A 19,598-nucleotide genomic window follows, 5' to 3' on the forward strand; every position below is an offset into this window, starting at 1 on the left:
CGGGGCATGTTCACGACGAGGCCGGAACTGGCCGGCACCTTCGGGATGGTGGCATCGACGCACTGGCTGGCTTCGGCCACCGGGATGGCGGTGCTGGAAGACGGCGGCAACGCGTTCGACGCGGCGGTCGCTGCCGGGTTCGTCCTGCAGGTCGCCGAACCGCACCTCTGCGGGCCGGCGGGCCAGGTGCCCGGCCTCTTCGTGACAGCGGACGACCCGACCCCGCGGGCACTGGCGAGCCAAGGCCCGTCGCCCGCGGGGGCCACGCCCGCGCACTTCGCCTCCCTGGGACTGGACCTGATCCCGGGCAGCGGTCTGCTCCCGGCGACCGTGCCGGGCGCCTGGGACGGCTGGCTGCTGCTGCTTCGCGACTACGGCACGAAGTCCCTTCGCTCGGTGCTCGGCTACGCGATCGGCTACGCGCGCAACGGCGTTCCGCTGGTTTCGCGGGTGGGCGACACGATCCGCGCCGTCGAGCGGTTGTTCGTCGAGCACTGGCCGACGTCGGCCAGCCTGTGGCTGCCGGACGGCAAGCCGGCTTCGGGCCTGCACCGGAATCCCGCGTTGGCCGACACGTGGGAGCGGCTGCTGCGGGAGGCGGAAGCCGTCTCGGGGCGTGAGGCGCAGATCGACGCGGGCCGTCGCGCCTGGTCACAGGGCTTCGTCGCCGAGGCGATCGACGCGTTCAGCCGTGAGGCGTTCCGCGACGACTCCGGCCGCGACCACGCCGGCCTGCTGACCGGCGACGACCTGGCGTCGTGGTCGGCGTCGTACGAGGAGCCGTCCTTCGTGGACGTCGACGACTGGCGCCTGGTCAAGCTGGGCGGCTGGACGCAGGGCCCGGCCCTGCTGCAGCAGGCACTGCTGCTGCACGGCTTCCGCGACGAGGTGTCCTTTGTGGATGGTGTCGCGTCGGAGCGGACCGTGCACCTGGCCGTCGAAGCGGCGAAGCTGGCCTTCGCGGACCGCGAGGCTTGGTACGGCGACACCGACGTGCCCCTGGACGTGCTGCTTTCGCAGTCCTACACGGACTCCCGGCGTGCCTTGATCACCGACACGGCGTCGGCCGAGCTGCGTCCGGGGGACGCTCGCGGCCCGGCGCGGCTCCCGGCGATCCTGGACTCGCTGCGCGGCGTGCGGGCGGAAGGCGGCGCGACGGGCGAGCCGACCGTCGGCCCGCAAGGTCAGACACGCGGCGACACCGTCCACCTCGACGTCGCCGACGCGGCGGGCAACCTGGTCTCGCTGACCCCGTCGGGCGGCTGGCTGCAGTCCAGCCCGGCCATCCCGTCGCTCGGCTTCTGCCTCGATTCGCGCGGCCAGATGTTCTGGCTGGAAGAGGGCCTGCCGAACTCGCTGGCGCCGCGCAAACGCCCGCGCATCACGCTGTCGCCGTCCCTGGCCCTGCGCGACGGCGTCCCGACGCTCGCGTTCGGCACGCCCGGCGGCGACCAGCAGGACCAGTGGCAGCTGTGCTTCTGGCTGGCGCACGTCTACGGCGGCCTGAACCTCCAGGAGTCGATCGACGCCCCGGCCTGGCACACGACGGCGTTCCCGAGCTCCTTCTACCCGCGTTCGTGGAACCCGCGCGAGCTGGTCGTGGAATCCCGGCTGGGCGCGTCCACTTTGGACGCCCTGCGCGCCCGCGGCCACGAGATCGCGGACGCGGGCGACTGGGCACTGGGCCGCCTGTCGGCGGTCTCCCGCGACGGCACCCTGCTGCACGCGGCGGCCAACGCCCGCGGCATGCAGGGCTACGCGGCGGGCCGTTAGCTCGGCTGCTGCCAGAGGTAGAACTCGATGCCCTGGGTGTCGGTGCAGTCCGCGGTGAGGCCGTACGGATGGGTCTCGACTTCGCCCGCTTCGCCGCCCTGCTCGCGTACCCGCGCGAGAGCCGCTTCGAGGTCGTCGACCGCGTACATGAGCTTCCAGCCGACCTGCCGGCCCGGGCCGCCCCAAAGGCCACCTTGCAGGCCGTGGCCCTGGACGTTCCACGCGCCTTCGACCGAGCCGGGGGTGAACTCCCAGCCGAGCACCGCGCCGTAGAACACCTTCGCGGGCTCGTCGGCCGGGACCTGGAACGTGAAGTACATGGCTTCGCCGTGCTTCGGCTGCGGCTCGGGCTCAGCCGTCGCCTGCGAGACGAGCCAGCGCTGGCCGAACGGGTCGCGGAACGAGCCGCCCCGGCCGTACGGCGAGTCGCTCACCGGGCGGATCAGCGTCGCGCCGCGTTCGAGTGCGCGGGCCACCGAGACGTCCGGGTCCGGCACCTCGACCCGCACCGACGCGCCACCCTCGCGCGGCGCCACGTGCCCGATCTCCGGGTGTTCCTCGGCGAGCATCAGGACGGCGTCGCTGACGGCCAGTTCGGCGTGGCCGATCCGGCCGTCCGCCATGACGATCGGGTCGCCGCGGCGGGTCGCGCCGAAGACGTCGACGTAGAAGTCGAGCGCGGCCCGGGCGTCGGACACGGCGAGGTAAGGAGTCAGGGAACGCAGCGCGGCATCGGTGGTGGCAGGCGCTTCGGTGGTCGTCACATCGGCTCCGTTCAAGATGACGCGACGCAGGTTGTCGCGCAGTTCGGCGGCGAAGGCCGGGTCGGGCTCGACCCGCTCGGAGGGCCGGCGAAGCGCGTCGTACGGCTCAGGCATCGCGACCCTCCTCTTCCTGGTAGGCACGGCGGAACGCGGCACGGGCCCGCACGAGCAACGCCTCGGTGGCGTGCACGCTGCGGCCCAGGTGGCCGGCGACTTCGGGCACGCCGAGGCCGTCGACGTACCGCAGGGTCAGGGCCGCGCGGTGGTGCGACCCGAGGGATTCGAGCACCTGTCTCGCGCGCAGGGCGTCGAGTTGCTCGTCCCACGGGTCTTCGACGTCCGGCTCGCTGTCGTGCACCAGCCGCAGCCCGCGTTCCTCACGTTCTTTGCGCCGCCAGTGGTCGGCGAGCTTGTGCCGGGCGACGCCGATCAGCCACCCGGTGCTCACTGGAGGTGCGTACTCCTTGCGACAGGCGGCGACCGCGCCGAGGAACGTCTCGGACGTCAGCTCCTCGGCGAGCGTGCGGTCGCCGCACCGGGACAGCAGGTACCCGTAGACCTCCGGCAGCGCGGTCTCGTAGAGCCCGAGCAGCGCGAAAGCCGGGTCCGGTCGCACCCGTGGTTCCGTCACACCCTCATAGTCGTCTGGGGCGCGGATTTTCCGACGGGTGAATCGGGACTTTCTCAGACCCGCGGGTCGGGCAGCCGCCGTCCGGTGACCGCGACGACCGCCGCCAGCACCGCGACCACGCCGATCACCAGCGCGAACGCCTCCCGGCTCCCCAAGGAACCCGAAAGGGCCGCGTACAAGCTCCCGAGCGTCGCGACGCCCAGCGCCAGCGACGTCTGCTGGTTCGTCGTCATCACGCCCGAGCCGACCCCGGCCAGGTCCGTCGGCACGTGGGACAGCACGATCCGGAACAGGGTCGTCATCGCCAGCGCGTTGCCCATGCCGATCGCCACCATCGACGGCGCCAGGTCGAGGATGGTCACGTGCGGCCACGCCGCCAGCGTCGTGCACAGCAGCGCCACCATGCCCACCGCCGTGATCGCGCCGCCGAGCGGGACGACCTTCTGGCCGTAGCGCGCCACCAGCCGGCTGCTCAGCATCGACACCGTGAAGTACGCGACCGCCAGCGGCGTCAACGCGCCGCCCGCGCCGAGCGGGCCGAAGTGCAGGCCCTCCTGCAGCGTCATCGCGAACACGAACATGAACGAGCCGAACGCGGCGAAGAACGGCACCGCCACCATCAGCCCGCGCCGGACGCTCGGCAGGCGCATCACCGACGGCGGCAGCAACGGTGTCCCGCCGCGCCGTTCGAGACGCCGTTCGACGTGCACCAGCGCCGCGGCCGAGAACGGCGACAGGGCCAGCAGCACGATGGACCACACGGGCCAGCCCAGCGCGCGGCCCTCCATCAGCGGGACCAGGAAGGCCAGCAAGGTCGTTGCCAGGAGCAGGGTGCCCAGCCGGTCGACACCCAGCGGGTTGTGCGCGCGGCTTTCCGGCAGGCGGCGGGCCAGTACCAGGACCACCAGGCCGATCGGGACGTTCACCAGGAAGATCGGCCGCCAGCCGGTGCCCCACAGGTCGGCCGCCACCAGCGCGCCGCCCGCCAGCTGGCCGACGACCGTCGAGAGGCCGCCCGTCGCGCCGAACAGCCCGAGTGCCCGCGAACGCTCTTCGCCGGACGCCGTCGCCTGGATGATCGAGAGGACCTGCGGCAGCAGCAGCGCCGACGCCGCCCCCTGCGCGGCGCGGGCGATCACCAGCGTGGTCGCCGTCGGGGCGATCCCGCAGGCCAGGGACGTCAGCGTGAACAGCCACAGGCCCGCGAAGAACAGTCGCCGCCTGCCGAACGAGTCGCCGAGCCTGCCGCCGACCACCAGCAGCACCGCGTACGCGATGCCGTAGGCGGCGACCACCAGCTCCAGCGTGGCCGTCGACGCGTGGAGGTCGGCATCGATCGTCGGGAGCGCGACGTTGACGATGAAGAAGTCGATGATGGGCAGTGCCGCCCCCAGCAGCACCGTGACCAGGCCGGCGGGGGTCAGTCCCGGCCTGGCCGGGGCGCCGGTGGTGACCGGCGCGAGGTGAGTCGTGGTCATGACTACTACGATCAGCGCTTTCCTAACCTGGTACCAGTTGTCGTTTATCCGGGTATCACGACTACCTGGTACCAGTTTCCGGAGCGTGGCATTCTGGCACCATGACCACGGCCGTCGAATCCGAGCTCCGCCGCCAGGAGCTGGCGAGGTTCCTGCGCAGCCGGCGCGAGCGGATCACGCCCGAGCAGGTCGGCCTCCCGCTGGTGGGCCGCCGCCGGACACCGGGCCTGCGCCGCGAGGAGGTCGCGCAGCTCGCCGGCGTCGGGGTCACCTGGTACACGTGGCTCGAGCAGGGCCGCGACATCAACGCGTCCGAGCAGGTGCTGCAGGCGATCGCCCGCACCCTGAAGCTCGACCCGCACGAGCACACGCACCTCTTCCGCCTCGCCGGCGCGCCCGAACCGGAGAGCGAGAAGGACTGCCAGGTCATCACGCCCGCGATGGAGCTGATGCTGCGGAAGCTCGAGCCGTACCCGGTCGCGGTGCGCAACGCCCGCTGCGACCTCATCGCCTACAACCGCGGCTACACCTGGCTGATGGGCGACGTCGACGCGATCCCGTTCGAGGACCGCAACACGCTCGTCCAGTGCCTGCTCAACCCGCAGTGGCGCGAGCGGATGCTCGACTGGGACACCAACATCCCGCGCGTGATCGCGTCCTTCCGCGCGGCGATGGCCGAGCACGTCGCCGAGCCGGCGTGGAAGAACCTGGTCAAGCGGCTGAAGGCGGAGTCGCCGCTGTTCGCCGAGCTCTGGCCGCACCACGACGTCAACTCCGAGCCGATCCGCACGAAGCGCTACCTGCACCCCGACGTCGGGCTGCTGCGCTTCAACTTCACGTACCTCTACTACGGCCGCCGCTCGGAGATCACCATGTCGACCTACACCCCGGCCGACGAGGAGACCGCGGCGAAGCTGCCGTTCGTGTTCGACTGACGACGTACGCCGGCGGCGCGCTTCGGGACGGACGCGCCGCGGCCTGCCGGCCGGTAGTTTTCGCGGCATGAGATGGCCGCCGTGGGTGGGGCGCGTGGTGCGCACCGGCGTCGTCCTGGGCTTCGTGCTCGGGGCGACGAGCGCGTCGTCGCGGTGGCAGCCCGGCGCCACGCCGCTGACCCCGCTCGGGGCCGCCTGGCTCGCCGCGACCGTCCTGACGCTGCTGCTCGTCCACCGCTTCCCGCTGACGCTGTTCCTGGTGACCGGCGCCTCGGCGTTCGCCTACTACTCCTCCGGCCTGCCCGGCGGGCCGGTCGTCATCGTGCCGACCGTCGCGTTGTTCGTGCTGACGCGGCAGCGGGGGCCGCTCACCGCCGGGCTCACCGGCTCGGCCGCGCTCGTCGTGGCCTACGTCGCGCACGTCGTCCTGACCGGGTCGTTCACGCTCGAAGCCGGGGCCGCGTTCGTGGTCGTCTGGCTGACCGCCGTCATCGGCGTCGGGACCGCCGTCCGCTACCAGCTCGACGCCCTCGCCGCCCGTCGCGGGCAGGCCGACGAGCACCGCCACCGGCTCGCCGAGCAGGAGCGGCTGCGGATCGCCCGCGAGGTGCACGACGTCGTGGCGCACAGCCTGGCCATGATCAACGTCCAGGCCGGGGTCGCCGCGCACGTCGCCGACCGGCGGCCCGAGCAGGCGAAGGAGGCGCTGCTGAACATCAAGGCGGCCAGCGCGTCCGCGCTCAAGGACCTGCGCGCGACCCTGGCGGTGCTGCGCTCGGGCGAGGACAAGGCACCCGCGCCGAGCCTCGCCCAGGCCGCCGAGCTGCTGGCGCACGCCCGCGACGCCGGGCTGACGGTCGAGGTCCACGGCGAGGCCGGCGACCTCCCGGCGCCCGTGGACGCGGCCGCGTACCGGATCCTGCAGGAGTCGCTGACCAACGTCGTCCGGCACGCCGACCGGCCGCACCACGTCGACGTCCGGTTCGAACGCCGGCCCGGGGCGTTCACGCTGCGGGTGCGCGACGACGGCCGCGGCACCGCCGAACCGGTCCCGGGCCACGGCCTGCGGGGCATGGGCGAACGCGCCGCGGCGCTCGGCGGCCGGTGCACCGCCGGGCCGGTCGACGGCGGGTTCGAAGTGCGCGTCGAGCTACCGATCGAGGGGGAAGCATGATCCGCGTCCTGCTGGCCGACGACCAGGTCCTGGTCCGCGCCGGGTTCCGCGTGCTGCTGGAGACCGAAGACGGCTTCGAGGTCGTCGGCGAGGCCGGCGACGGCGAGCAGGCGGTCGCCGGCGCGGTCGAGCACCGGCCGGACATCGTCGTGATGGACGTCCGGATGCCCGGTGTCGACGGCCTCGAAGCCACCCGCCGGATCACCGCCAACCCCGAGCTGGCCGGGACCAAGGTGCTGGTCCTGACCACCTTCGACGTCGACGAGTACGTCTACGAAGCGCTGCGGGCCGGCGCCAGCGGGTTCCTCCTCAAGGACACCGAGCCGGTCGAGCTGCTGCGCGCGCTGCGGGTCGTCGCGAGCGGCGAGGCCCTGCTGGCGCCGACGGTGACCCGCAGGCTGATCCAGGAGTTCGTCGGGCGGCCGGAGAACCGGCGCATCGACACCAGCGCCGTCCGGGAGATCACCGACCGCGAGCGCGAGGTGCTCGGCCTCGTCGCGGGCGGCATGTCGAACGACGAAATCGCGGCCCACCTGGTGATCTCGACGGCGACGGCCCGCACCCACGTCAGCCGCATCATGACGAAGATCGGCGCCCGCGACCGGGCGCAGCTGGTGGTGCTGGCCTACGAGTCGGGGCTCGTCACCCCGCGCCACTCCGCCTGACCCGGCGCACGATCCGCACCGCGCGGACCGCGAAGACCATCGCCAGGACGGCGACCAGGCAGATCCAGACCATGCCGCCTCCTCTCGGTCCCGATGCTCTGCTCGTAGGGCGCGCGGGGGTGGGAGGGCGTTGACCGACACGGCGTAAGTCACCCCTTCGGGGCATGGCCGGGAAGGCTCCCCAAAACCCGCTTCTTCCGCTACGTTGCGGATCAATCGCAAACCGCAACCTCGCAGGTCGGCCCTCCGTGCCAGACTTATGCCCCGAACGGTGGATGGGGGTCGAAGATGAGCTGGCAGGAAGATCTGCGCCGACTCGACGCGGACCTGGCAGCCGGGCGGATCGAACCCGCGGCGCACCGCAAGCAACGCGACGAGCTCCTCGCCGCCGCGTCCGGAGCCACCGTGCCTTCTCCGGTGCCCTCCCCGCTGCGCCGGCCGGGTGAGCCGCGCTCTTGGCAGAGCACCAACCCGGCGTCCGTCCCGCCGGCCGGCCCGGTGCCGGCGCCGCGGCCCGTGCCGAGGCCGGCGACCCCGCAGGAACGGCCGTGGATGCGGACGCCGCAGGGCGCGAAAGCGCCTTCACCGGGCGGGATCCCCGCCCTGCCGGACCACATGACCACCGCGCCGAGCCCCGCCGACATCGTCCCGACGCGGTACCTGCGCGTCGAGGGCCAGGTGCCGCAGAACTCGCCGCTGAGCCGGTTCCCGCCGCTCCCGGCGGACGCCGGTGCGCCGCCGGACCCGGACGCCGAGGCCGGACGGCACCGGCACCGGGGCACCGACGGCGACGACCGGTCGGGCCGGCCGGTCTGGCTGTTCCTCGCCCTCGGCGTGGTGCTGGTGCTCAGCCTGGTCGTCGGCGGCACCTACTGGCTCGGCACCCGGACCGACGCGCCCTCGGACTCGGCGCTGCCCCCGATGCCGACCAGCGCGGCGCCGTCGACGAACGGCGCGATCGACCCGCAGGCCCCGCTCGACCGGCGGCTGCCGGCGCTGCCGGGCAAGCCGAACGACGCCGATTCGACGATGTCGATCGACAAGGCGCTCGAGGCCAAGGTCATCACCGAAGCCGACGCCAAGCAGCTCCAGGCCCACAACGCCAAGGAGATCATCTTCCGCGCGTCGTCCGACCTGGCGAAGCCGCGCAACGGCAACCTGCTGATGGCGATCCCGACGCTGTCCGTCTTCGACGCGAAGCAGCTCGCGGCGGGGCTGCGGACCAACCTCTCCGGGGCGCACCTGGCCGCCACCCAGATCGGCCCGACCGACAACGACCTGATGTACACCCAGCGGGGGACCGACGGCTGGGTCGCGATCCTCTGGTACGCGTCGGGAGCCGTCGTGGTCGGGGTCGGCGTCTCGCAGCGGGAAACCGGCGATTCCGCCGAGCTGCGGACCCGGCTCGAGGCGATTCGCGACAGCGTCTCGACCGTCCTGCCGCCCGGCTGAACGGCCCGCCGCGGACGCCCGGATAACAAATCGACCCGCAGGTCGGCCGGGGCGGCCTGAAGTGCACAATGTGCGTGGCATTCGACAGGCGAAATCGGGTTGGCCGCCGGCCGGCCGATCGGACCGGAATAAGGGGGCTCCTGGTGTCCTGGCAGGAGGAGCTGCGTCGGCTTGACGAGGAGCTCGCGGCGGGCAAGCTGTCCGCGGACGACTACCGCCTCCGGCGCGACCAGGTACTTTCGTCCGCCGTCGGCGTGGAGAACCAGCAGCCGCCGCAGCAGGCGCCGTCCAGCGCGGACGAGACCCAGGTGATCAGCCCGGTCAGCCCGCCTGGTGGGATCCCGCAGCCGAACCAGGGCGGCGGGGACGCCGAGCGCACCCAGGCGGTCTCGTGGCACCCGCAGCAGGCCCAGCCGGGGGCGACCGCGTACGTGCCGCAGTCGCAGCCGTTCTCGCCGTCCGGTGGTTTCCCGGCGCCGCAGAACGCCGAAGACAGCCCCGAGCGCACCCAGGTGGTCCGCAACACCGGCGAGTACCAGCCGAACTACGGCGAATACGCGCAGCAGCAGCAGCCCGCGCAGCCGGGCTGGAACCAGGTGCCGCCGGGTGCGGCCGCCCCGCCGTGGGGCGGTGGCGACCCCGGCGCGCCGCACGGGGCGAACGACCTGAACTGGATGCGCCAGGGCCCCGAGTCCTACTTCGAGACGAAGAGCGGCTCGGGCAAGAAGAAGGGCATCGTCATCGTCGCGGCGGTGCTGGTCGTCCTGCTCGCCGGCTTCGCCGTCTGGTGGTTCGGCCTGCGCAGCGACTCGAACTCCGTCGCGGACCCGTCGACGTCGAACAGCCCGACCTCCGCGCCGACCACCAGCGCCCCGCCGCCGAGCGTCGCGCCGACCCGCGTTCCGCCGATGCCGGGCAAGGCCAGTGAGAAGAACGGCACGATGAGCGTCGACGACGCCGTCGACAAGGAGTTCCTCACCGCGGCCGAGGCGACCTCCGTCAAGTCCGCCGGCTCCGCGTACGTCAGCTGCCAGGCGTCGACCAACACTCCGTTCGACTACACGGTCGTGCTGGTGAACACCAAGAGCGTCGAGGACGCGAACCGGCTCGCGCAGAGCCTGCAGAAGCCGGCGGCGAGCACGAGCCTCCAGCCGGTCGCCGACCACGCCGGGCTCCCGCAGTCGGTCTCGGTCTTCAAGGCGGTCCTCTCCGACCACACGACCTATCGCGCGGTGTACGTCTCCGGCGCCGCCGTGCTGCGCGTGGACGTCAACCAGGCGCCCGCCACGGACACGGCCGTCACGAAGGAGTTCCAGGGCGTCATGAAGGCGATGCTGGAGAACGTTCCGAACTCGTGACCGGTACCCGGGTGACCACGCCGCTGCGGTCCCTCGTCGACCACGACGAGCACGGCTGCACGGTGCTGTCCACCGGCGTCTCCGACTACGCCGACGGAGCCGAAGACCTCGTCACGGCGTTGCTGGAGAACGCGCAGGACCGCGGGTCGCTCAGCGACGAGCTGACCCTCGCCGCGCGCACCTGGCCCGAGCGGTACCACCTCGACCACGGCCGCGCGAACGTCCTGCGCGGCCTGCGGCTCCCGCCGGAGGCCGCGGTGCTGGAGATCGGCTGCGGCACCGGCGCGATCACCGGCTACCTCGCCGAGTGCTGCGCCACCGTGGACGCCGTCGAGCCGGTGGCGAGCCGCGCGCGGGGTGCGCGGGCCCGGACCCGCGACTTCGGCGACGTCGAGGTATTCGTCGGTGGCATCGAAGACGTCCCCGCGGCCGAAGCGTACGACGTCGTGGTCGTCGTCGGCGTGCTCGAGTACGTCGGTGGCGGGAGCAATGCCGACGACGCCTACCTCGGGTTCCTCCGCGCCGCCCACGCCCGGCTGCGTCCGGGCGGGGTGCTCGTGCTCGCGATCGAGAACCAGCTGGGCGTCAAGTACCTCTGCGGGGCGCCCGAAGACCACACGGGCATCCCGTGGGACGGCGTGGCCGGGTACCCGGCGGGCGGGGTCGCGCGGACGTTCTCCCGCAAGCGGCTCCTGGACCTGGTGGCCCGCGCCGGGTTCGCCGAACCGGCGGTGCTCGGGGCGTTCCCGGACTACAAGCTGACGCGGGCCCTGCTCTCCGACGAACTCCTCGCCACCCAGCCGCGGCTGGCCACGGGGCTGCCCGCGTTCCCCAGCCCGGACTGGGCGGGCGGCGGTGAGCGGGTCGTGGACGAGCAGCGGGTGTGGCGCGAACTCGTCGACGCCGGAGTGGCCGCGCACCACAGCAATTCGTTCCTCGTGCTGTCCGGGAAGGACGGTGCCGAGCGGCTCTGGCCGGCCGGCGCGCTGGCGGTTTTCTTCAGCACGGACCGGGCCGCCGACTTCTGCACCCGGTCGGTCGTGGAACGCGACGGCGAGGTCCTGCGCGTGCGCCGGACGCCGCTGGCCGAGCACCCCGCCGCCGCGCACGGCGTCCGCATCGTGTCCACAGTGGACGAAGTGTTCGACGCGCCGACCGTGCTGGCGCTCGCCGCGGCCCAGCCCGGGCGGCGGACCGAACTGCTCACCGCGTGGCGCGACCTCGTCGTCGCCCGGGCCGGGGAGCTCGGCCCACGGCTGTGGGACCTGACCCCGCAGAACCTGCTCGTGACGCCGTCCGGGCTCGTCCCGATCGACCTCGAGTGGTCGGTCGACGACTGCACGGCGGCCGACGTCGTCGCCCGCGGCGTCCTGATCACCGCCGACGAGCTGGCCCGGGGCGGCCACGCGGCGGGGCCGGTGGTCGCGGACGTCGTGCGCGACCTCTGCGACCGGCTCGAGCTCGACGAAACCGCGGTGCTGCGGGCCACCGCGGTGGAGGCCCGCTTCCAGGTCGTCCGCCAGGCGGGCCGCTGCGACGCCGGCTACCTCGCCGAGCGGACCGCCGAGCTGCGCCAGGCCTGGACCGACCGGCTCGCCGAGCCGGTCGCCGGCTGACCCTTCAGGCGCGCATCGACTCCGGCAGCATGCGGCGCATCGCGCGGCGGGTCGGCTCCTCGAAGTACCGGTGCAGCACGTGCGCGATCAGGATCGTCAGCGCGATGAAGCCGAGCACGATGAGCCGGTACTCCCAGCTCGTCGGCATGTCCGTCAGCTTCAGCTTGGTCTGGATGACGTGCCGCATCACGTCGATGACCAGCCAGTGCACCAGGTACAGGGCGAACGAGATCTTGCCGCCCCAGATCAGGACTTTCGTGCGCAGCAGCCACGACAGCGGTTCGCGGCGGCTGATCGCCAGGGAACCGATGAGCAGCAGGAAGAGCGGCACCACGACCACCGTCTCGGCCGAGCCCCACATCAGGTGGCCGTTGATCCGCCAGTCCAGGCCCATGTTGTAGCGGCGGAACGGGTCGAAGTGCTGCACCAGGAAGATGATCGCGACGATCACCACGAACACCGGCGACGGCCGCAGGAACCACGGCAGCCGCGCGGACCGGCCGTAGCGCAGCACGATCAGCGCGGTGAACGCCCCGCCGAAGAACTCCGTGAGCACGCGCAGCGGGATCATCCCCGGCACCAGCGCGTTGTGGAACAGCAGCAGGTCGCTGCCGTCCTCCATGGTCACCCCGATCGCGACGATCGGGAACACCGCGACCAGCGCGCACAGCACCAGCGAGCGCAGGCGGACCGTCTTCAGCATCTTCGCCAGCACCGCGACCGCGACGCTGAACACGAGGTACGCCAGCCATTCCGCGCTCAGCGACCAGTCCACCGGGTTCCACTGGTCGGGCTCGATGAACCAGCCCTGGATCAGCAGCACGTGCTCGAGGAACCGGGCCGGGCTGGCCGCCGCCTGGATGCTCGCGTCGGAGTTCACCTGCAGCGAGTACGCGCGGTAGAGCGCCCAGCCGAGCAGCACCAGGAACATCACCGGCCAGATCCGGCTCAGCCGCAGCCACAGGAACCCGAGCGCCTTGCGCGGCGTCCACGGCTCGGTCATCCGCTCGAGGTGCGTGAAGGTCATGATGAAACCGCTGAGCACGAAGAACAGGTCGACACCGAGGTGCCCGGCGTCGAACAGCGGCGCCAGCCGGCCGAGGAACGGGAACGACGAGACCAGCTCCGGGCGGAAGTGGAACGTCAGCACCCAGAGTGCCGCCAGTGCGCGGACCCCGGTCAGCTGCGGGATGAACGACGGCAGCGGCCCGTGGTCGGCCGGCTTCGCCGGTTCCGGCCGGGACTCCGGCGGGGCGGGGGTCCCGGCCGTGATCGCCGGGAGCACGTCCGTGGTCTCGGTGCTGTCCATGTCCTACCGTTTCGCGTTGGCGGCGGCCCAGGCGCGCTGGGGGTCGAGGTCGATCGGCCGGGCCGGCGGGTCCGGCACCGTGCGGGACAGCAGGACCTGCTGCACCAGCTCCGTGCGGTCGCCCCGGCCGGCCACCCCGAGCCAGAAGCCGTGGTGCTCCAGGCCTTCCGACCACGGGTCTTCCGGCCAGCCGCCCAGGTCGTCGAGCACGCTGCGCCGCACCAGGTAGCCGCTGCCCAGGTAGGGCAGCCGCGCCAGCCGCCGCGCCTCCGGCGGGAGCGCGCCGACCAGGCCCCGCTCGGCGTCCGCCACCGGGCAGTGGGCCACGTCCGCGCCCGCCCGCACCGCGGCGAGCAGCCGGGCGACCAGGTGGGGCGAGCATCGCACACCCGCGTCGAGCACCAGCAGCAGGTCAGCCGCGGACTCGGCCAGGAGCCGGTTGTACGCGTGGCCGGTCCCGCGTGGGACGGCGTGGTGGAGCACGTCGTAGGGCTTCGGGCCGGGTGGCTCCGCGGTGCCGTCCTGGCAGACGAGCACCCGCGCCGGCACCGTCGTCCCGCGCGCGAGGTCGTCGACGAGCGCGGCGACGCCCGGGTCCGCGACCCGCCGGACGATGAGCACGTCGAGGTCTTCGGCCCGGGTCGCGTCCCCCGGCGAGAGGGGCAGCGCGGCCGGGGTCAGCACGCCGTCGTCCGTCCGCCGGGCGGTTTCCGAGCGCTCGACGACGAGCCGGGCCGCGAGCCGCCGGTCCGGGCCGGGTTCGGCGCCGAGGCCGGACTCGCCGGGGAACCGCGGGTCCCAGCTCGGCGTGTCCTCGGCCAGCGGGCCTTCGGCGGGCACGACGACCGGAGCCGCTTTGCGGAGCGGGCGGTCCGGCCGGGCCGGTGCCGGGTGCCGCTCCGCCAGGTCGGCGGCCAGCTCCAGCAGCGCACGGGCCGACGGGCCCATGTCCAGCTCTTCCTTGACGAAGCGGTAGGACTCGGCGCGGATCGACCGCTCCAGCTCCCCTTCGCGCAGCATCGCCGCCGTCGCCGCGCCCACGACGGTTTCCCGGGCCACCAGCAGGTGCTGCCCGGCGGTGAACGGCGCGAGGTCGCGGCTGGGCTCGGTGACGACGACGCAGCCGTTGCAGGCCGCCTCGAGCACCCGCACCCACTCCAGGGCTCGCGACGCCTCGCGGTGCAGGTTCAGCAGCACCCGGCTGCGGGCCAGGTGTTCGTGCTTCGCCCGGCCCATCAGGAAGTCCGGGCGCGGCTTGACCATCGGTTCGTGCGGCGGCGTCAGCAGCCGGACCGCGAAGCCGTCCAGGTCGCGGGCGGCGCGGGCCAGCAGCGCGGACCGCCGGTGCTCGGCCGTGCCGAGGTAGGTGACGTCGATGTCGCGCGGCGCGTCGAGGTCGCCGCCCCACCGGTCCCACAGCGGGGTGTAGCCGAGCTGGAACCGGCGGACGTCGTGGCCGCGCCGCACCAGCTCGTCGGTGGAGTCGGCGTTGATGTCGACCGCACCGCCGAACCGCGGCAGCAGGCCGGCGCTGGTGTCGAAGGTCCGCGTGCCGGGGTGCTCGACGCAGAACGCGATCGTGCGCTGCAGCTGGTCGGGCCGCGGCCGCTGCCGCTCGGGCAGCACCACCAGGTACTCGTGCGGGACGACGACGAACACGGTGTCGTCGTTCGCTTCGGGCAACGGCCCGACGTGCGTCTCGGCCCGGCCGCCCGCCGTGCGCACGGCGTCGGCGACGACTTCGAAGAGCTCTTCCATGAAGGCGCTGCCGCCCGGCGCGGACGCCAGCACCAGCCGTGGGTCGGCCACCGTCAGCGGGTCTTCCGGCGGACCGTGCGCAACGGCGCGGTGACCCGCCAGCTGATCGTCTGCCGGTGCGCTTCGAGCTCCTGCGCGAGGTCGGCGACCTGGCGGCGCAGCTGTTCGGTGTCCCGGTCGTCCGCGGGCACGACCTCGGGCAGGTCCGCGCCGTGCAGCGTGAGCTCGGCCTGCAGCAGGTCCATCCGCAGCTGGTCGCGCTCCATGCGGGTGCGCTCGAGCTCCTGGCGGGCGAGGTCGCGGTCGCGGCGCAGGGCGTCCAGCTCGACGCGGGCCTCGGAGGCCTCGTCGACCTGACGCCGCAGCTCGTCGTTCGCGCGGGCGTCCTCGACGAGCCGCTCCTGCACGCGCAGGGCCTCGCGCAGGTCGGCGTCGGCGCCGCGGAGCCGGCCCTGCAGCCGCTCCCGTTCGGCCATCAGCACCGAGCGCTCGGCTCGCAGCTGCAGCAGCTCGGCCCGCACGGACGCCGGCACGGCGTACTCGACCGGGGCGTCCTCGTCTTCGCGGTGGACCGCGCCTTCTTCGGAGCTCATGCGTCCCGTTCCTCGGTACCGGTGCCTCGCGCGAGGCTCTTCAGGATGGTGGAGAACTCCTGCCCGTAGTGCGTGGAGTCCAGGAAGGCGCCGACGCCGGCCCGGGCCCGCTCGGCGATCCGCTCGCGGGCTTCCGGCGGGGTGTCCAGCGCCCGCAGCAGGCCGACGGTCAGCGCGCCGAGGTCGTTGGGCAGGAACAGCCAGCCGCTTTCGCTGTCGCTGATGATCTCCCGGGTGCCGAAGACGTCGGCCGCCACCACCGGCACGCCGAACGCCATCGCCTCGAGGATCGAGCGGGGCAGCGACTCGATGTCGGAGCTGTTGACGAACAGGTCCGCCGCGCGCAGCCACTGCCGCGGGTCGCGGCAGATCGGCACGAGGCTGACCGAGCCGCCCAGCCCGGCCGCCTCGACGTAGTCCTGCAACGCGTCGCAGTACGGCGACTCGTGCGTGCCGACGATCACCAGGTGCGCGTCCGGGTGCGTCACCCGGATCTGCTCGAAGGCCAGCAGCAGCGGCGCCTGGCCCTTGCGCGGCTCGCTGACGCCGATGTTGAGCAGCACGGTCGCCGACTCCGGCAGGCCGAGCTCGCGCCGGACCGCTTCCTTGGTGGCGTACTGCGCCTCCTGGACCGGGACGAGGTCGATGCCGTAGCGGACCGTGACGCACCGCCGCGGCCGCGACCAGGGCAGGAACATCTCGCGCGTGGCGTCGGCGACGAACAGGAGCGTGTCGGCGTCCGCCAGGCAGTGCTCCCAGCGTTCGCGCACCAGCGGGTCGAGGCCGTCCATGCCCCAGTTCAGGTACGCGAAGTCCTCCAGGCTGAAGCTTTCGTGGATGACCCAGGCCACCGGCAGCCCAGCGCGCTTCGCCGCGTCGACGCCGGCGAACATGCCGAGCGTGTTCACCAGCACCACGCCGGCACCGGAGGCGGTGGCCAGCATCGCCAGCTCGCCGACGTAGGCGGCGTACTGCGTCGAGTCCTGGACTCGGTGGTGGCCGGTGACGTGCACGGTGACGCCGAGGTCCTCCAGCTCCGCGCGCAGCGGCCCGTCTTCGGGGGAGACCAGCGTGACCTTGTGGCCGTGCGGGCCCGCCAGGTGGCGCAGCAGCTCGCTGAGCCAGAACTGGCCGCCGCCGACGCGCAGGCTGTGCGTGACGACCAGGACGTGGTCGGTGTCCACGGCCGCCTTCACGCGGCCGAGCAGCTCTTCGGTGAACGCCGACGCGCGCGCCGCGGCTTCGGCGTCGCGCCGGTCGGCCGTCCGCCGGCGCAACGTCGCGTACCGGACCGGCGAGGTCCACTCGCGCCCGTCCCGGGTCCAGGCCCGGACCCGCAGGCTCACCTTCCGCCGGTCGCCGGGGGCCAGCGGCAGGGGGATGCGGGCTTCGTACCCGCTCAGCCCGGCCTGCCGGACGTGGCCCGGCAGGTTCCGCGTGACGTCCGGCCGCGGCAGCATCAGCCGCGCGCGCTGCGGTGCGGCGCCGTCGACCTCGACCTCGATCCGGCTGGGCAGCCGGCCGTCGAGGAGCAGCCACCCCGAGACGACGACCAGGTCGCCGGCCAGCTCGGCGTCCGCGGCCGGGAAGTCGATCTCGCCCAGCGGCGTCGGCATCCGGTAGGTGCTCTCCGGCCAGACCGCGACGCGGCTGAGCTCGGTGCCGTCGGGCGCGGTGACCGTCGCCTCGACCCCGGTCGGCCGGTCGACCTCGACCTCGGCCCGCCAGGCCCAGGTGGGCCAGTCCCCGGGCACCCCGGGGACGGCCTTCGTGCCCTGCTCCCAGTGCACCCGGGCGATCTGCCCGCCGAGCCGGACGGTGCTGCCGTCCGGCCCGCTCGGGGAGACCAGCCAGCCGCCGACGGCGACCCGGCCGGCGGTGATCGAGGCACTGCCGGCGTCCACGCCGGCGAGCCACGGCAGCTCCCGCACGATCATCCGATTCCTTCGTCCATGCGCTGGTGCGCGCTCACTGCCGGGGGTGTTTCGCGAGCTGCTCGCTCAGCGTCTTCACCACGGCCGGGGCCAGGATAGGGCTTTGCCCGCCGATGAGGTTGCGTTCCGCGATTTCGAGGACGACGACGTCGCTGTCGGCGAGCTTCGCCGCGGCCGCCGCCGTGTCCTGCGAGACGTAGTCGGAGTGCATGATCGTCATGTCGGTGAACGCGGCCGCGAGGTACATGTTGGCGAAGCCGGTGAACGAGTCCCCGATCATCGCGACCTTGTCGGAGATCGTGCCGGGGACCGCCGGGCCGTGCAGCTCGATGGGCACGGTGTTCGGCTGGCCGAAGAAGGTGCGGGTGCGGTCGGCGCCGCCGTCCGGGGCCAGGCTCTCCAGCTCGGCGGGCTCGCTGCCGGTGCGGCCGATCAGCGGCGGCAGGTCCGTCTGCTTGTCGAACTTCTCCTTCGGCGCGGTCGTCCAGGTGCGGGTCACGCCGGGACGCAGGTCCTCGGCCAGCGCCCGGACCATGGTGAGCCCGCCGTGGAACTGCCAGTGCGTGTCCTGCTTGAAGTAGATCGGCGACCCCTGGCGCTGCGACTCGCCGAGCAGCGGCCCGCGCAGGTCGAGGTAGCCGACGTCGTCGTGGAGCCGCTGCCACATCGTGCGGGCCGCGACCGGGGCGCAGTCCTTGCCTGCGTACTGGTCCGGCAAGTACTGCGGGAAGAGGTCCGACTTGTCCGGCGGCACGATGAGCACCAGCCGCCGCCCGGACGCCTCGACCACCTTGCGGAACCCGAGCAGCTCGTTCATCACGGTGGCGGGCGGGACGATCGGGTTGCACTTGGCGTACAGGTCGTTGCCGAGGAACAGCCAGCCGTCGCGGCCTTCGACGACCGGCGGGTAGTTGCTGTTGGTCTGGCCCTGCAGCTGGCCGGTGTCCGGGCGCGGGGGCGGCGGCTGGCTCGGCACCGGGCCGACCCCGGGAGCGGCGGGTTTTGCGCCGAGCGCCGGCGGCTCGCCGAACAGCCCGCGGCTGATCCCGTCTTCGGCCTGGACGGCGGCCTGGCGGCCGGGCAGCCAGTCGGTGGCCCAGTCGGCGAGCCCGCCGAAGAAGCCCCAGCCGTCGGACAGGCTCGGGAAGTCGTGCAGCTTGCGGTTTTCGAACTCCGAGGGCGGCCCGAAGACGCCGAGTGAAACCACCGGGGCCAGGAAGAAGACGACGGCGCAGACCAGCGCCACCTGCTGGCGCCCGTGGCGCGGGCGGTACATCGAGTGGTCCCGCGGCAGCCAGGCTTCGTGGACCGTGAGGGGCTTGAGCCGCTTCTCCGGCTCCCCGCCCCTCAAGTGCACCGACACCCGTCAACCATAGCCGACCCCCGGTTCGCCGGATCCTGACCTCGCGCGTTCGCCGCCGTCACCTCGTCGGACGCCGAAAACTGTCGTACATATGTTCTAAAATGGGCGTTGTCCAGGGGAGATGCCGCCCGCGTTCGCGGGTGGCGTGATGGAGGAAGGCAGGGCCATGGCCTACATCACCCTGCCCACGTTCGTGGGCTACAGCGCGAGTTCCGGGCCGTCGCGGTCGTCGTTCGTCCGGCGGCAGCGCCGGCTGTACGAGGACCCGGCGCGGGCCGCGTTCAACTACTACCGGCGGGCGGCCGGCGCCGTGCGGTCCGGGCGGGCGGCGGGGCAGGACGAGGTCGCGTTGCGCGCCCTCGTCAACGCCGCCGACGAACGGACGAAACCGCACTACGCGGCGATAGCCGAGGGCTGGCTGCGCTACCTCGGCCGCAGGTCGCCGCGGCTGGTCGAGGTCGGCCGCGGCCGGTGCCGCATCGGCGACCTCGAGATCGGCGTCAGCCCGCAGCTCGGGCTCCGCAAGGGTGACGGCCGCCGGTACGCGACCTGGCTCTACTTCAAGGAGGAGCCGTTGACGAAGGACTCCGCGCAGCTCGCGCTGTGGGTGCTGGAGCAGGCGATGCCGGACGTCCTGCCGGGCGGGCACGCCCTGGTCGTCGACGTCCGCCGGAGCAAGGAGTTCCGGCTCTCCGCCCGTGACCGCGAACGGCTGCGGCCCTGGGCGCGCGCCGAGGCTTCGGCGTTCCTGACGCTCTGGGACGCGGCCTGAGCCCGGGGAGGCGCCGGACCCGT

The 19,598-nt window shown here is 73.1% G+C and carries 16 protein-coding genes; 8 read left to right on the forward strand and 8 right to left on the reverse strand.

Annotated elements, in window-relative coordinates; translation table 11 throughout:
- The first annotated feature begins 6 nt into the window (after positions 1 to 6).
- On the forward strand, positions 7 to 1,773 hold the full coding sequence (locus tag ACWEN0_RS09950; protein ID WP_451971079.1) for a gamma-glutamyltransferase family protein: 1,767 nt from the start codon (positions 7 to 9) through the stop codon (positions 1,771 to 1,773).
- Here ACWEN0_RS09950 and ACWEN0_RS09955 read toward each other — a convergent pair.
- The 3 genes from ACWEN0_RS09955 to ACWEN0_RS09965 are packed head-to-tail and all read right to left on the reverse strand — an operon-like array spanning position 1,770 to position 4,646.
- A complete protein-coding gene (locus ACWEN0_RS09955; RefSeq protein WP_451971082.1) occupies positions 1,770 to 2,651 on the reverse strand; it encodes a VOC family protein in 882 nt (293 codons plus the stop codon). The genes ACWEN0_RS09950 and ACWEN0_RS09955 overlap by 4 nt on opposite strands.
- Positions 2,644 to 3,168 carry an RNA polymerase sigma factor gene (locus tag ACWEN0_RS09960; protein WP_451971085.1) on the reverse strand — a complete coding sequence of 175 codons (525 nt, stop codon included), beginning with the start codon at positions 3,166 to 3,168 and terminating at the stop codon, positions 2,644 to 2,646. The genes ACWEN0_RS09955 and ACWEN0_RS09960 overlap by 8 nt, the downstream gene beginning before the upstream one ends.
- A gap of 53 nt (positions 3,169 to 3,221) precedes the next feature.
- Complete coding sequence (locus ACWEN0_RS09965) at positions 3,222 to 4,646, reverse strand: MFS transporter (protein WP_451971088.1); 1,425 nt, start codon at positions 4,644 to 4,646, stop codon at positions 3,222 to 3,224.
- A gap of 101 nt (positions 4,647 to 4,747) precedes the next feature.
- Between ACWEN0_RS09965 and ACWEN0_RS09970 the strand changes: the two genes are divergently transcribed.
- The 6 genes from ACWEN0_RS09970 to ACWEN0_RS09995 all read left to right on the forward strand — a co-directional run bounded on the left by ACWEN0_RS09970 (position 4,748) and on the right by ACWEN0_RS09995 (position 11,846).
- The gene (locus tag ACWEN0_RS09970) at positions 4,748 to 5,581 is read left to right on the forward strand and encodes a helix-turn-helix transcriptional regulator (protein ID WP_451971091.1); all 834 of its coding nucleotides are present in this window, start codon (positions 4,748 to 4,750) and stop codon (positions 5,579 to 5,581) included.
- A 67-nt stretch (positions 5,582 to 5,648) separates the two neighbouring features.
- Complete coding sequence (locus ACWEN0_RS09975) at positions 5,649 to 6,755, forward strand: sensor histidine kinase (RefSeq protein WP_451971094.1); 1,107 nt, start codon at positions 5,649 to 5,651, stop codon at positions 6,753 to 6,755.
- Complete coding sequence (locus tag ACWEN0_RS09980; protein ID WP_451971097.1) at positions 6,752 to 7,420, forward strand: response regulator; 669 nt, start codon at positions 6,752 to 6,754, stop codon at positions 7,418 to 7,420. Before ACWEN0_RS09975 ends, ACWEN0_RS09980 begins: the two co-directional genes overlap by 4 nt.
- A gap of 288 nt (positions 7,421 to 7,708) precedes the next feature.
- Entirely contained in the window at positions 7,709 to 8,872 is a 1,164-nt protein-coding gene (locus ACWEN0_RS09985) for a hypothetical protein (RefSeq protein WP_451971101.1), read from the forward strand.
- Positions 8,873 to 9,015: 143 nt separating this feature from the next.
- Complete coding sequence (locus ACWEN0_RS09990) at positions 9,016 to 10,230, forward strand: hypothetical protein (RefSeq protein ID WP_451971103.1); 1,215 nt, start codon at positions 9,016 to 9,018, stop codon at positions 10,228 to 10,230.
- Entirely contained in the window at positions 10,227 to 11,846 is a 1,620-nt protein-coding gene (locus ACWEN0_RS09995; RefSeq protein ID WP_451971106.1) for a class I SAM-dependent methyltransferase, read from the forward strand. Before ACWEN0_RS09990 ends, ACWEN0_RS09995 begins: the two co-directional genes overlap by 4 nt.
- A gap of 4 nt (positions 11,847 to 11,850) precedes the next feature.
- Here ACWEN0_RS09995 and ACWEN0_RS10000 read toward each other — a convergent pair whose 3' ends face one another.
- Genes ACWEN0_RS10000 through ACWEN0_RS10020 form a run of 5 tightly spaced genes read right to left on the reverse strand, consistent with a single transcriptional unit; the run spans position 11,851 to position 18,803 of the window.
- Positions 11,851 to 13,155 (reverse strand): acyltransferase family protein, encoded by a 1,305-nt coding sequence (locus ACWEN0_RS10000; RefSeq protein ID WP_451971109.1) that lies wholly within the window; start codon positions 13,153 to 13,155, stop codon positions 11,851 to 11,853.
- A 3-nt stretch (positions 13,156 to 13,158) separates the two neighbouring features.
- Positions 13,159 to 14,964: a glycosyltransferase family protein gene (locus ACWEN0_RS10005; RefSeq protein ID WP_451971111.1), complete on the reverse strand. Its 1,806-nt coding sequence runs from the start codon at positions 14,962 to 14,964 to the stop codon at positions 13,159 to 13,161.
- Positions 14,965 to 14,966: 2 nt separating this feature from the next.
- Positions 14,967 to 15,506, reverse strand: a complete 540-nt coding sequence (locus ACWEN0_RS10010; RefSeq protein ID WP_451971114.1) for a hypothetical protein — start codon at positions 15,504 to 15,506, stop codon at positions 14,967 to 14,969.
- Positions 15,503 to 17,443, reverse strand: a complete 1,941-nt coding sequence (locus ACWEN0_RS10015; RefSeq protein WP_451971117.1) for a glycosyltransferase family 4 protein — start codon at positions 17,441 to 17,443, stop codon at positions 15,503 to 15,505. The genes ACWEN0_RS10010 and ACWEN0_RS10015 overlap by 4 nt, the downstream gene beginning before the upstream one ends.
- A gap of 31 nt (positions 17,444 to 17,474) precedes the next feature.
- Positions 17,475 to 18,803, reverse strand: coding sequence for an alginate O-acetyltransferase AlgX-related protein (locus tag ACWEN0_RS10020; protein WP_451971119.1), 1,329 nt, complete (start codon positions 18,801 to 18,803; stop codon positions 17,475 to 17,477).
- Positions 18,804 to 18,951: 148 nt separating this feature from the next.
- On the opposite strand from ACWEN0_RS10020, the gene ACWEN0_RS10025 reads away from it, so the two are divergent.
- Positions 18,952 to 19,575 carry a hypothetical protein gene (locus ACWEN0_RS10025; protein ID WP_451971121.1) on the forward strand — a complete coding sequence of 208 codons (624 nt, stop codon included), beginning with the start codon at positions 18,952 to 18,954 and terminating at the stop codon, positions 19,573 to 19,575.
- Positions 19,576 to 19,598 lie beyond the last annotated feature (23 nt).

The organism is Amycolatopsis sp. NPDC004378, assembly GCF_053602455.1.